The organism is Acetobacter oeni, assembly GCF_011516825.1.
Taxonomy (GTDB): Bacteria; Pseudomonadota; Alphaproteobacteria; order Acetobacterales; family Acetobacteraceae; genus Acetobacter; species Acetobacter oeni.
Map to the genome: position 1 here is coordinate 106,659 of NZ_WOTA01000011.1, position 13,800 is coordinate 120,458.

Annotated in this window: 7 protein-coding genes and 1 tRNA gene; 5 read left to right on the plus strand and 3 right to left on the minus strand. The window is 52.4% G+C overall.

Translation table 11 applies throughout. The features are described 5' to 3' along the window. Nucleotides 1–77 precede the first annotated feature (77 nt). The 4 genes from GOB90_RS09290 (at nt 78) to gltB (ending at nt 10,133) form a co-directional block, all read left to right on the plus strand. Nucleotides 78–2,738 carry a M1 family metallopeptidase gene (locus GOB90_RS09290; protein ID WP_146886461.1) on the plus strand — a complete coding sequence of 887 codons (2,661 nt, stop codon included), beginning with the start codon at nt 78–80 and terminating at the stop codon, nt 2,736–2,738. A gap of 210 nt (nt 2,739–2,948) precedes the next feature. Next, on the plus strand, nt 2,949–3,932 hold the full coding sequence (locus GOB90_RS09295; RefSeq protein WP_146886507.1) for a complex I NDUFA9 subunit family protein: 984 nt from the start codon (nt 2,949–2,951) through the stop codon (nt 3,930–3,932). A 202-nt stretch (nt 3,933–4,134) separates the two neighbouring features. Then, on the plus strand, nt 4,135–5,571 hold the full coding sequence (locus tag GOB90_RS09300) for an NAD(P)-dependent oxidoreductase (RefSeq protein ID WP_146886463.1): 1,437 nt from the start codon (nt 4,135–4,137) through the stop codon (nt 5,569–5,571). A 5-nt stretch (nt 5,572–5,576) separates the two neighbouring features. Then, a complete protein-coding gene (gene gltB, locus GOB90_RS09305) occupies nt 5,577–10,133 on the plus strand; it encodes a glutamate synthase large subunit (RefSeq protein WP_373322152.1) in 4,557 nt (1,518 codons plus the stop codon). A gap of 861 nt (nt 10,134–10,994) precedes the next feature. Here the strand turns inward: gltB and GOB90_RS09310 are convergent. Both GOB90_RS09310 and GOB90_RS09315 read right to left on the minus strand, forming a co-directional pair. Further along, complete coding sequence (locus GOB90_RS09310) at nt 10,995–11,366, minus strand: YidB family protein (RefSeq protein WP_146886467.1); 372 nt, start codon at nt 11,364–11,366, stop codon at nt 10,995–10,997. A 224-nt stretch (nt 11,367–11,590) separates the two neighbouring features. Then, nucleotides 11,591–11,666, minus strand: a tRNA-Asn gene (locus GOB90_RS09315). A 125-nt stretch (nt 11,667–11,791) separates the two neighbouring features. Here GOB90_RS09315 and GOB90_RS09320 point away from each other — a divergent pair. Continuing rightward, complete coding sequence (locus GOB90_RS09320; protein WP_146886469.1) at nt 11,792–12,829, plus strand: ABC transporter substrate-binding protein; 1,038 nt, start codon at nt 11,792–11,794, stop codon at nt 12,827–12,829. Between the two features lie 18 nt (nt 12,830–12,847). On the opposite strand, the gene GOB90_RS09325 is transcribed toward GOB90_RS09320, so the two are convergent. Beyond that, the gene (locus tag GOB90_RS09325; protein ID WP_173572020.1) at nt 12,848–13,717 is read right to left on the minus strand and encodes a DUF2075 domain-containing protein; all 870 of its coding nucleotides are present in this window, start codon (nt 13,715–13,717) and stop codon (nt 12,848–12,850) included. Nucleotides 13,718–13,800 lie beyond the last annotated feature (83 nt).

The window sequence follows — 13,800 nt, forward strand, 5'->3', positions numbered from 1 at the left end:
TTTCATGCGATTTGTAACATCTTCCACGCTGGTGCCACATGTGGTTCCCTCGTCGCAACAAACATCCGGGATCCGACATGCGCCACTCGCTACTCCTTGCCTCAACGCTGTTCTGTGCTGTCAGTCTGTTTGCCGGGCCAATCCGATACGCACGCGCCGAAGCTCCGTTCTCGTTCAGTGCCACGCCCGGTCAGTTGCCCAAAAACGTGGTGCCGTCAGCTTACGACATCGCACTGACCACTGATATGAAAGCGCTGACCCTCAGTGGTCATGAGGCGATTTCGGTATCTGTATTTGCCGTAAGTGACACAATTACGCTGAATCAGGCCGGTCTTGCTGTGCGGTCCGCGACGATTGACGGCCAGCCGGTGGTTGTGAGTGCGGACGAGGCAGCGCAGACGCTCACGCTGCGTCCGGAGCAGCCGCTCGTCGCCGGGCAGCACAAAATTGATCTGTCCTGGACAGGGCCGATTCCGCAGACTCCGAACGGCATTTATTACGATGATTATCATGATTCCACAGGCGCAAAGAAGCGTATGCTCGTGACACAGTTTGAGGTCGCCGATGCGCGTCGTATGTTCCCGTGCTGGGATGAACCGGTCTTCAAGGCGACGTTCCGGCTTAACGTCGCCCTGCCGAAAGCATGGGTCCCGATCAGCAACATGCCGGTCGAATCCACCGTGGCTGCATCGGGTGGCATGCAGCGCGTTACCTTTGCGGTGACGCCGCGCATGTCCACCTACCTGCTCGCACTTGTTGCGGGTGACCTTGCTGCAACTCATGGGCATGGCGACGGGACGCCGGTCAATACATGGGCGCCGGCAGGCGAAGAGCGGAATACGGAGTATGCCACGCAGGCCGCTTCTGCAATTCTGCCTTATTACAATGACTATTTTGGAACGGCTTATCCTCTTCCAAAACTTGATCTGATTGCTGTTCCCGGAAACTATGAAGCCGGAGCAATGGAAAACTGGGGTGCCATCACTTTTATTGATGAAGATCTGCTTTACGATCCCATGCACAGCTCTCCCGGCACGAAAGAGCTCGTCTACCTCGTTGTCGCGCATGAAATGGCTCATCAGTGGTCGGGTGACCTGGTCACTATGGCCTGGTGGGACAATATCTGGCTGAATGAAGGCTTTGCGACCTGGATGGAGACCAAGGCGCTCGATCATTTCAATCCGGACTGGGAAATATGGCCGCGCGAGCACGCGGGGCGTGAGGAAGCGATGGCGCAGGATGCGCTCTCGACGACGCATCCGATTCAGCAGCCCGTTCGGGATGTCAGTCAGGCAAGCAGTGCGTTTGATCGTATCAGCTACCAGAAAGGTGAGCAGATCATCCGGATGGTGGAGACGTGGCTCGGTCCGGATACTTTCAGGGATGGTATGCGGGTGTATATGAAAGCGCATGCTTACAGTAATGCGACCAGTGCTGATCTGTGGAACGCTCTTTCAGGTGTATCACATCAGGATGTCGGGGTGATTGCCAGAACTTTTACGGAACAGCCGGGTATTCCTCTTGTCAGTGTTTTGGAGAGTTGCCGCGATGGAAAAACGATTGTCGCTCTTCAGGAAAGCCGTTTTACGATTCATGATCCGAAAGCCGCCCCGCTTCACTGGCGTATTCCGGTTGTGATGGGTGGCCCCGGCGTTGCGGGCCGGAAAGTGGTTCTGGCCGACAACATGACGATGCGTTTCCCGGGCTGCACTCCGGCGATCAAAGTCAATCTGGGGGAAAGCGGTTATTATCGTGCTTCCTATGATCCGGCGACTTTCAGAGCACTGAAAAATAACTTCACCCACTTTGATGCAACCGACCGGGTCAACCTTCTTGGTGATCAGTTCGCACTTTTTGAGGCAGGCAAAGGAGAGCTTGCTGATTATCTTGATCTTGTGTCGGGTCTGACCCGAAATGGCGAAACCAGCGTAGCTGTATGGCAGGACACGCTCGCTCATCTTGAGCGACTGGACGATCTTGAACAAGGTTCACCCTCGCGCCCGGCTTTCCGGGCTTTTGTTCGCGAATTGCTGACCCCGCAACTTGCACGTCTGGGCTGGAATCCCCGGCCAGGTGAAAGTTTCCTGGATACACTGCTGCGGCCGCAGATTATTCAGATTCTCGGCGTAATGGATGATCCTGTCGTCGCGGCTGAAGCCGCAAAGCGATTTGCTGCCTGGCGAAAAGACCCGGCATCGCTTGATCCGGGTCTTGTGCAGCCCGTGATGCAGACTGTGGGCCTTCATGCGGATGAAACGACATGGACTGTACTGGCGGACGTTGTTCGTAAAACACCGGATACTGAGCGGAAGCGGCGTTTCTTTGCCGCTCTTGCGCGCTCGCAGGCGCCTGAGCTTATCCGCAAAGCCGTGCGGCTGGCCTGGAGTGGCGCGATCCCGAATGGCCGCATTGTCCGTTCGCTGAGTGTTCTGGCACATAACAGTGAGAACCCTGATCTGGTCTGGGAACAGGTTATCGCAAACCAGGCGCAGATCAGCAGACTCCTGACTCCCCAGGGTCGCGAAGATCTGCTGCCTGCAATCGCGTCGGCAACCTTCAATCCGGCAATCGTACAGCAAATGAGAGCTGCTGCGGGCAGTTCCGCTACGTCCGGCGCACGTATTGCCGCTGACCGCAGTGCGGAACAGGTGGCCACAAACATAGATCTTCGGCTTCGGGCTCAGCCGGCTATCGCGCAATGGCTGGCTGCGTCCGGGTTTGCTGCGGAAGCGCACTAAGCGCACGATCACATCGGAGGCAGTGGAAGAGCAGGAGACGCATTCGCTCGCCGCTGTCTGGCGCTGCTCACGCGCGCATGATCAGCGGGGCTGTGGACAGGAGAGGTTCCGGATGTATCGTGTTCGCCGAAAGTCGGGGGTGACGTTTTCGTGCGCGGTCCTTTCGATCATGATCCAGGGTTATTTCCGGAACGCTCGGGGAGTAAAATGATGACAGGTCAGCGTGTTGCGACTGTCTTCGGTGGTTCAGGTTTTCTCGGAAAATACGTCGTCCGCAAGCTGGCGCAGGATGGATATGCCGTGCGTGTGGCCTGTCGTCGTACCGATCTTGCGAACAGTCTCCGTCAGCTTGGGGCGGTTGGCCAGATATCGCCTTTTTATGCACCCGTTCAGAGTGACGATGACGTGAACGCCGCTGTGACGGGCGCGGACGTTGTCATCAATCTTGCTGCCATCCTCTCAGCCCCAACCGTCGCGAAGCTGGAGGCGGTGAATGTAAAAGGTGCTGCCCGTGTTGCCAGGCTGGCCGCCGCGCAAGGGGTTGGAACACTGGTCCAGATGTCGGCTATCGGCGCATCCACTTCAGCCGGATCGGCCTATGCGAGAAGTCGGGGAGCCGGTGAGGAGGAGGTCAGACTGAATTTTCCTGCCGCAACGATTGTCAGGGCATCCGTGCTGTTCGGACCGGAAGATCATTTTCTTAATCTCTTCGCCGCGCTGGCGCGGTATGTTCCTCTGGGGATGCCGGTTTACGGTTTCCATACGCTTGTTCAGCCAGTTTACGTAGCGGATGTGGCGGAAGCGATCCGCCGCATTGTTGCCACCAGTGCCGACGTGCGTCCCTCGGAGACAAGTGTTTGTGAGCTGGGTGGCCCGGAGGTATTGAGCATGGCTGATGTTTGTCGCCGTGTGCTTTCGATGACGGCCCGGAGTAAGCCGGTTTTCGCTGTGCCTTCTTCCCTGGCGGCGCTGCAGGCTGCAATTCTTGAGCGGCTCCCGGGGCGGATGCTGACGCGTGATCAGCTCAGGATGCTGGCTGTGGACAATGTCACTTCCGACGGGATGCCTGGTTTCCAGAATATTGGAATGGCCCCGGTATCGATGGATCTGATTGCACCAGCCTATCTGCAACGTTATGCGGCTGGTGGAGGGGAGAAAAATTTTATTATAAATCAAATGGTTGATTTGAAATAAAACCAGATCGGACCTTTTTGTGCATTCCTCCGATGTGTGTTGCGGATATTTTAGCGTCCACTTCCGGTAATAGGGCAGTTTTGCTGTCTTTTGTTTCGCCGCACCGTGAGTTATCGTTGTTTTTTCCTCCTGAAGCAGAGGGTGGCCGGTCGGTCGCGTTCACTCTTCACCGGGATTTCGCGCCCACAAGGAACTGTTGCGCATGTCCGCAAAAATGCTCTCGTTCGTCTCTGTTTCCCAGGTTCAGCCGCCAAAGCGGCTGGCTGGTGAACGTCGCGCTGATTTTGACGAAATTTATGAGGATTTCGCAACCGGACAGGCGAGTGTGCAGGCCAGTCGCTGTTCGCAATGCGGGGTGCCTTTTTGTTCGATTCATTGTCCGTTGGGAAACAATATCCCCGACTGGCTGATGCTGACGGCGGAAGGGCGGCTGGAGGAGGCCTACGCGGTGTCTCAGGCGACCAATACGTTTCCGGAGATATGTGGCCGTATTTGCCCGCAGGATCGTCTCTGTGAAGGAAACTGCGTGATCGAAAAAGGCTTCGAGAGTGTTACTATCGGAGCTGTTGAGCGCTACATTACTGATACGGCTTTCGAAAAGGGCTGGGTTAAGCCGGCGATGCCTGTCCATGAACTGGAAAGCTCGGTGGCTGTTATCGGGGCGGGTCCGGCCGGTCTTGCGGCCGCCGAACGACTGCGTGCCGCCGGGCACAAAGTTCATGTTTATGACCGTCATGACAGAGTCGGTGGTCTGCTGATCTACGGCATTCCCGGGTTCAAGCTTGAAAAAGATATCGTTGCCCGCCGGGAAAAGCTTCTTGAAGATCAGGGTGTCGTGTTTCATCTCAATCAGTCGGTTGGTATCGGAGAGGGTGAGATCTCTCTGGCGCAGTTGCGAAGAGACTATGACGCGGTGCTGATCGCGACAGGTGTTTACAAAGCCAGAGAGACAGGTGGCCCCGGTTCGGGTCTCCCTGGCATTGTTCGTGCTCTGGATTACCTCACCGCCTCGAACAGACGTTCTCTCGGGGACAGGATTCCGGACGGCGAGCTTGAGGCCGCCGGAAAAGATGTTGTGGTGATTGGCGGAGGCGACACGGCCATGGACTGCGTGCGTACCGCGATCCGGCAGGGGGCGCGTTCGGTAAAGTGCCTTTATCGAAGAGACCGTACGAATATGCCAGGCTCAGTACGCGAAGTGAAAAATGCCGAAGAAGAAGGTGTTGAGTTTGTGTGGCTGGCGGCTCCCGAAGCTTTTCTGGGCGACAGCGTGGTAACGGGCGTACGTGCGCAGCGCATGCGTCTCGGATTGCCGGATGCGACCGGGCGTCAGTCTATTGAGCCGGAATCGGATGGATTGTTTACCCTCAAGGCTGACCTCGTCATTAAAGCGCTCGGCTTTGATCCTGAACCGTTGCCGGAACTCTGGGGTGCCGATGATCTTGAAGTCTCCCGCTGGGGGACGATAAAAATTGATCGAGAGCGCTTTGAAACTTCTGTTCCTGGCGTGTTTGCCGCAGGAGATATCGTACGTGGCGCCAGTCTGGTTGTCTGGGCGATCCGTGATGGTCGTGATGCGGCTGAACAGATTGATCAGTGGATCAGAGAACCGGCTCCGGCTTCTCTGGCTGCGGAGTAATGACCATGAAAACTACATCTGGATTCTCTTCCGTGTCCGAAAGTGGCGTCATTTTTACCGAAACGTGGAAACGTAATGCTGCAACGCTCGAGCAGGGACTTTACCGGCCTGAAGATGAGCATGATTCCTGTGGTGTCGGGCTGGTTGCGGCTCTCGACGGGAAAAAGCGTCGGGATGTCGTTGAGGCAGGTATTGAGGCTCTGAAGGCTATCTGGCATCGCGGTGCGGTTGATGCGGACGGTAAAACGGGTGATGGTGCTGGTATTCATGTTGAAATCCCTCAGGATTTCTTTGCGGACTCTATCCGCGTGGCCAGTGAGCCTCTTCCGGCCGGGACTGTTATCGCCATCGGGCAGGTTTTTCTTCCAAAGACGGATCTTGCTGCTCAGGAGCGATGCCGCCAGATTATCGAAACTGAGATACTTGCTTTTGGCTATGGAATTTATGGCTGGAGGCAGGTTCCGATCGACACATCCTGCATAGGTGAAAAAGCAAACGCTACGCGGCCGGAGATCGAACAGATTCTGATCCGCAATAAATCCGGCCGGTCAGAGGCTGAGTTTGAGCGTGATCTTTACATCGTCCGGCGACGGATTGAGAAAGCCGCGATTGCCAATCAGGTTGATCTCTATATCTGCTCGCTCTCATGTCGTTCGGTTATCTACAAAGGTATGTTTCTGGCGGAACATCTGACAAATTTCTACCCGGATCTGCTGGACGAACGATTTGTCAGTCGTTTTGCGATTTATCACCAGCGCTACTCGACCAATACGTTCCCGACATGGAAGCTGGCTCAACCTTTCCGGCGTGTTGCACATAATGGCGAGATCAATACGATTTCCGGCAACATAAACTGGATGCGCAGTCATGAAACCCGGCTCGCCGATCCGGAACTGGACCCGTATATGGGCGACATCAAGCCTGTCGTGCAGGTCGGTGGCTCGGATACGGCAACGCTCGATAACGTCTTCGAATTGCTGACCCATGCAGGGCGTGATGCGCCGGCCGTGAAGGCTCTTATGGTTCCGGCAAGTGTTGGTGCGCACTCATTCATGAAGGCTGAGCACAGGGATATGTATTCCTACTGCAATGCCGTCATGGAACCGTGGGACGGACCGGCTGCATTGTGCGCGACAGATGGTCGCTGGGTGATAGCTGGTCTCGACCGGTCAGGACTGCGGCCGTTGCGTTATATACAGACTTCTGATGACCTGCTGATCGTTGGCTCTGAGACGGGCATGGTCAAAGTACCTGAAGCCGGGGTTATCAGTCGTGGCCGCCTTGGGCCTGGCGAGACCATTGCGGTCGATCTTGATGAAGCAAAATTGTACAGTAATGACGAACTGCTGGATCTGTTGTCCGGGCGCCAGAATTTTGGCGAATGGGTCAAAAAGATTCAGAAAATAGGCTCTGTCGTTCGTAACGATGTTGTTGAGCCTGTCATGTATTCGTCGGAGGAACTCCGTCGTCGTCAGCTTTCAGTTGGAACAACTCTGGAGGAACTTGAGCAGATTCTGCAGCCGATGGTAGCGAGCGCGGCTGAAGCGATCGGTTCAATGGGAGATGATACGCCACTGGCAGTTCTCTCTGAACGCTATCGTGGTCTGGCTCATTATTTTCGTCAGAGTTTCAGCCAGGTTACGAATCCGCCGATTGATTCGCTCCGTGAAACCCGGGTGATGAGTCTTGTCACGCGTTTGGGAAACCTGGGTAATATTCTGGCTCAGAGTGAGGATCAGTGTGATCTTCTGCAATTGCCGAGCCCGGTTCTGACGAGTGGTGAATTTGAAGCTCTGCGGAATTTCTGCGGTAGCGGGGCATGTACTATTGATACGACTTTCCGGGCGGCTGATGGCGAAAAAGGCCTGCGGGAAGCTATTACACGCATCAGAAGAGAGGCAGAAGAGCGTGTTCGTGAAGGGTGCGCACATGTCTTTCTGACTGACGAAAATCTGTCAGCCGAACATGCGGCGATCCCCACTATTCTTGCTACGGCCGCAGTGCATACGCATCTCGTCCGGAACTCACTGCGCACTTTCACATCTCTCAATGTTCGCTCGGCCGATGTGCTGGATGTCCATGCTGTCGCTGTAACCATCGGTGTCGGCGCCACAACGGTGAACGCGTATCTTGCACAGGAAAGTATCGCTGATCGTTTGCGTCGCGGTCTGTTCGGCAATATCAGCCTGCGGCAAGCGGTTGAGCGCTATCGTAAGGCTGTCGATAAAGGCCTGCTCAAGATCATGTCCAAGATGGGGATCTCGATTGCAGCATCCTACCGTGGCGGTTGTAATTTTGAAGCACTTGGTTTGTCGCGCGCGCTCGTCGAAGAGTTTTTTCCGGGGATGCCATCGCGTATCTCCGGTATCGGGCTGGCCGGCATAGCACGGAATGTTCTCAGTTTTCATCAGCAGGCATGGGGAACTGCCACAGCAGTTCTGCCGGTTGGTGGTCTTTATAAAATGCGTCGGAGCGGGGAAATACACGCGTTTGACGGAACATTGATCCATATGCTGCAAACTGCTGTCTCCAGCGACAGTTTTACAATATACAAACGCTATGCGGATGCAGTTCAGCGTCAGAAACCGGTCGCTCTGCGTGATCTGCTTGATTTCCGTGGTGGCCGGACACCGATCTCTGTTGAAGAAGTCGAAAGCATTACGCAGCTGCGTAAGCGTTTGAACGCGCCGGCGATTTCACTGGGTGCGCTTAGTCCGGAAGCGCACGAAACGCTTTCAATCGCAATGAATCGTATCGGTGCCAAGTCGGATTCCGGTGAGGGTGGTGAAGATCCGGCAAGGGCAAAGCCGCGGCCAAATGGCGATAATGCTTCATCTGCAATCAAGCAGGTTGCATCAGGACGTTTTGGTGTTACGGCGCAGTATCTGAACGATTGCCGCGAGATTGAAATCAAGGTTGCGCAGGGAGCAAAACCGGGTGAGGGGGGGCAGCTTCCAGGTTTCAAAGTCTCTGAACTGATCGCGAAGCTTCGTCATGCAACGCCTGGTGTGACATTGATTTCGCCACCACCTCATCATGATATTTATTCAATTGAGGATCTGGCACAGCTTATTTACGATCTTAAGCAAATCAATCCGGAAGCGCGCGTTACGGTCAAACTCGTTGCCCGCTCAGGCATAGGTACGATTGCGGCAGGAGTGGCGAAAGCAAAAGCTGATGCAATCCTGATTTCAGGTCACTCCGGTGGTACGGGTGCCAGCCCTCAGAGTTCGGTGAAGTATGCCGGACTGCCGTGGGAGCTTGGGCTTGCTGAAGCTCATCAGGTTCTGATGCTTAATCGCTTGCGCCATCGTGTTACATTGCGGACTGACGGCGGGATTAAAACTGGCAGGGATGTCGTGATTGCGGCTATGCTTGGTGCCGAGGAATTCGGGATTGGTACGGCCAGTCTGGTAGCCATGGGCTGCATTATGGTCCGGCAGTGTCATTCCAATACATGTCCTGTTGGAGTGTGTTCGCAGGATCCGGCGATGCGGGCAAAATTTGAGGGAACCCCCGAAAAAGTTATTAACCTGTTCTCGTTTATTGCTGAGGATGTAAGAAACATTCTTGCTTCTCTTGGCTTCAGGACACTGAATGAAGTTATTGGTCGTACAGATCTGCTTTATCAGGTCTCACGCGGGGCTGATTATCTTGACGATCTTGATCTGAATCCATTGCTTGTGCAGGCTGATCCGGGACCTCATGCTCGGTATTGTACGCTTGATGGCCGCAATGAGGTTCCTGATACACTTGATGCGCAGATGATTGCCGACGCTCGTCCGCTCTTCGATCACGGAGAGAAAATGCAGCTGCAATATAACGTGCAGAATACGATGCGTGCAATCGGTACAAGGATTTCGTCGCTGATTGTACGTCAGTTCGGCATGCAGACGCTGGCTCCGGGGCATCTTACCGTGCGTCTGCGTGGTTCTGCCGGGCAGTCACTGGGAGCATTTGCTGTTCAGGGATTAAAGATTGAAGTTTTGGGAGATTCTAACGACTACGTCGGAAAAGGCCTTTCCGGTGCAACGATTGTTGTACGTCAGCCTGCTTCCAGTTCATTGGCTTCGAATAAAAATGCAATCATAGGCAATACAGTTCTCTACGGTGCGACGGCCGGGTCACTCTACGCTGCCGGTCTTGCCGGTGAGCGCTTTGCTGTCAGAAATTCCGGAGCTACAGCTGTCGTCGAAGGCTGTGGTTCGAATGCCTGTGAATATATGACTGGTGGAACAGTCGTTATTCTTGGAGATTCAGGCGATAATTTCGGAGCAGGTTTCACAGGAGGAATGGCTTTCGTTTATGATGCTGATGGTTCCTTCGAACAAAAAGTTAATCCTGATAACGTGCTCTGGGTTCGTGTGACCGATACTGAATGGCAGGAAAAACTGCGAGGGCTGGTCGAGCAGCATGCGATGGAAACGCACTCTCGTTTTGCTGCCATGTTGCTGCACAAATGGGAGGAGGTTCTGCCGTATTTCTGGCACATCGTACCGAAAGATTATGCACGCATTATTGGTTTTTCTGTTCCGGAAACAAATATGGCTGGCCGGGCCTGAAAGAGATGTTATTTCTTTGTGACGGCAGCGTGAATAAAGGACGTTTAGATTCTATGTGAGGGTTGTACCATTGGTTGGTATATCGGCGCAGTGTGTTGGTCCTGTACTGTTGGGTGATGTGTTAAGCTTTCTCTCTGTTTTTCGGGTGAAAACGGATGCGATGCTACGGTCTGAGAGATAATCAGCGGGAGCGAATAAAAGATATTCTTTCGATGCGTCGTGATGCCCATGTAAGGAATGACTACCGATAAGATGCTGTCGGTCTGGACGTATTCAGAATTCAGCGTCTCGGACAAAGCGTGAAAAAGCCTTGGCTGAACACCAGCACATCACCACACCGCCGAAAACGGGCGTGGATCGCAGATCATTGTCGAATACCTCCGGCAGATCACGCCAGCACGCCCCATGACTGAACATTCACAAACAACCGGTTGACGGGCCCGCTCCGCTAGGCTTTCGATTGGAGCCCGAGAAAAGAAATTTTCGATGCGGCTCCATTGTTCGTCTGTAAGTGGCCATCAGCTCAAAGTTCGCCTTCCAAAGCCAATCTTGGATCAGAAATTCAAATCCAAAAAATTTCTGAATCAGGCAGATATCAAGGGCACGAAAATTTATCAGGCTGCGAAATGTACCGATGCAAAGTTAGGACAATTGATTTAACCACAGTGATATACTTAAAATAATTAGGAATATTATGCCATTCAAGGCCAAGCAATGATAACATATTTCTGCGGCCTGGTTGATGCTTGCATAATTTAATCAAATCAACCTAAGGTGAACTAAAAGTAAAATGTTTAGAAAAAATATAATTACATACTGAATCAATTAAAATTAAGCTGCGAAAAGCAGGGTTTCAGTAGTTTATTTCCCCCCTCTTATGGCGTTTTTATATACAAGACTAGGTAAAATGTCAGCAAGACCTTTCACCGTTGCTGCACGAGAAAGCCCTGTTTCAGATGCAAATTGTTGAATCTGTTCTTCAGATATCAACGCCGTAATTAATGTGTCTTCAAAGGATTTCTGACTTGGTCCCTTCCGCCAGAATTCCAGAAGCCCATCCAAACCAGCGTTTTTTGCCCGGGCCCGAACAAGAGGAATTCCGGGACTGCCTTCTTTGCCGAGGTATTCAATTACGGCGCTTGAGAGGCCTGAATGATCGCCATGTGCCCGTGTTAGCTTATCGGCGATTGTGTTAAGCGCTCCGCCAAAATTATCGCGAATTTTATCCGTCATTGGAAACTCCTTTAGCTACAGCGGCTAGGAAAGTTGCGCTAACTGACGCTAAACGCGATTTCGCCGGGGGAGTTTCATGATAAGCGTATGTCTTGGCAAATCTGTTTAAATTATTGATTTATTTAAATATTTTTGCGGGAATTATAATAAACCTGCAAAGTAAGGCGAAAAAATTCACATTTACTTGCGATTTATTAATGCTTACCCTTACCCGCAAGGAAAGCTGGCTCCCGAAGTAGGACTCGAACCTACGACCCAGCGATTAACAGTCGCTTGCTCTACCAACTGAGCTATTCGGGACCAGCGGCGTCTCTATACGAAAGCCGTCTCTGACAGTAAAGCCCTTTTCGCAAATTTTTTATGGCTCTGGTTTTGACATCCGACGGCCCGCCGGGCAGCAAGAGACGACGGGGCGGAAGGGATCAATGAGCGCACAGTCTGACATGAACGTGAATAAAAGGCGCAGGCGTTTTCTCGCAGTGGCTGGTGCTGGCCTTAGTTTCGTCACTGCGGGAGAAATCTGGCATCTTTACAGACCAAAGCATCAGCGTAATGAGCCGGATGGACATTATCGAAGCTTGACTCTGGCATGGCCGGCGCCGGAGACAGACCTGGTGCTGATTGTAGCCCGGGAGCGAGGGTTCTTCGCGAATTATAGTCTTGATGTGGCGACAAAGCCGGTCACCACGGGCAATCAGGCTATTCTCTCTCTTGGAACAGAGTCTGTCGTGGGGGCGGCTGCTCCGGCACTGTCCTGGCTTCCGTTACTTTACGCGGGGCGGGCGGCCAGGCTTATTTCCGGATTATCTGCCGGCACATATCGTCTTCTCGTGCAATCTCACCCAGGCATTCCAAGGCTGGAAAATCTGGTGGGGAAAACCATTGCTGTTGTGGACGAGGATGGTGCTGATCGGCGTTTTTTCTCTGTTTTGTTGCGTCGTAAGGGTATTAATCCGAAAGATATAAACTGGAAATCTGTACCATCAGATCAGGTCGCAGACCAGGTTACTGCAGGTGAACTGGACGGGGTTGTTGCCCATGACTTTCTAGCATGGCAGCTACTCTCGGACAGTAATGGTGGTCTGACTGAACTCGCGGGCTCAACGACCGGACATTATTCGGAGAGGATCAATCGGGTTCTCGGGTTGTCGGATAGTTTTCTTATGGACGACCCGAAAGGTGGAGTAGCTCTTGCTCTGGCTTTTCGTGATGCCGGGCGCTGGATTGAAAGTCACAGGGACGAATCTGCAACGCTGTTAGCGTCGCATCTTCCGCAGATGGATGAAGAGTCTGTTACAAGTATGTTATCCCATGAACCGAAGCCGATGCATTTGATCGGCCATTGGTTACGGGATCAGCTTGCTCAGTATGCCGATGAGCTTAAACTTATCGATTTGCTTCCTGATTCGCTAAATTCTGCACAGTTCGCCCGGTCAGTTTATCGGGATTTACTTCATTCCTGATGTCATTGTATAAATTATTTAATTTCGTAAATGATTTAATTCATGAAGTCTGGCTCTTAGAGAAGGATTGGCCGCATAAAGAAAAAGTCCTTCTATGCTGCGTGTCAGCAGGACAAATATTGCATTAAACATCACATGTATTTTTGCTGCTTCAGAATTTTTTATATGATTCCGCCCTGAGAAAGCGGCTCCGTCTTCATATTTTGATGGATCCAGTATGATCTGGTCATTTTTCTCATCATAACCAACTGATGGCCCCAGAATGACGCCGGCATAATTCAGATCGAAACCCTGGACAGTGTAAACGGACCCGACTTCATTGACAGAATCTTCCCGCTCGGCCCAGGGGAGCGGATGGCCTGGCTGATTACGATCCCATCGCAGGCGAAACTGCCCGGCTTTAACAAAGTGATCCTCTCCATTCAGTGTATAAGGATAATCATATGTGGACAAAATTCTGCACAGACCATGTTGAGTGTTTTTCCTTAAAATCTCATGGTACATTTTTTCTGCATCATCATAGATACGGAAATCAAATTTTTGGATGGCAGGGAGCGTCGTAAGCTTTCCGTTACAAAAATTTCGGATCCATGTGATGACATCAGAATTGGCATGAATGCGAAACTGATCTGTTAACCTGACAACCGTAGTGGTTGCCGGGGCGAGAATTTCTTGCAACTTCTCCTGATCCCAGTAACCTTTGAATTTCAAGGTCTGTCTTGGATCAAAAACAAGTATAACAATTCGTGCCAGCTTTATAATTTCTTGCAGCTGATTATCTTGTCGGAATCTGTTGTATGGGTCACTTCGTGTCAAAAGAAGATGTGCCTCATCAATAAAAACAATATCTGTATGCCTGTGTGTCTGACCGAAAATGAGTTGAGTGATTTCAGCGGGTTATGATTCATGGGTTTGCGATAACCTGATGAGATCAAGATGGCCTGGACTGAAATCACCCGAGCGCAGTATCA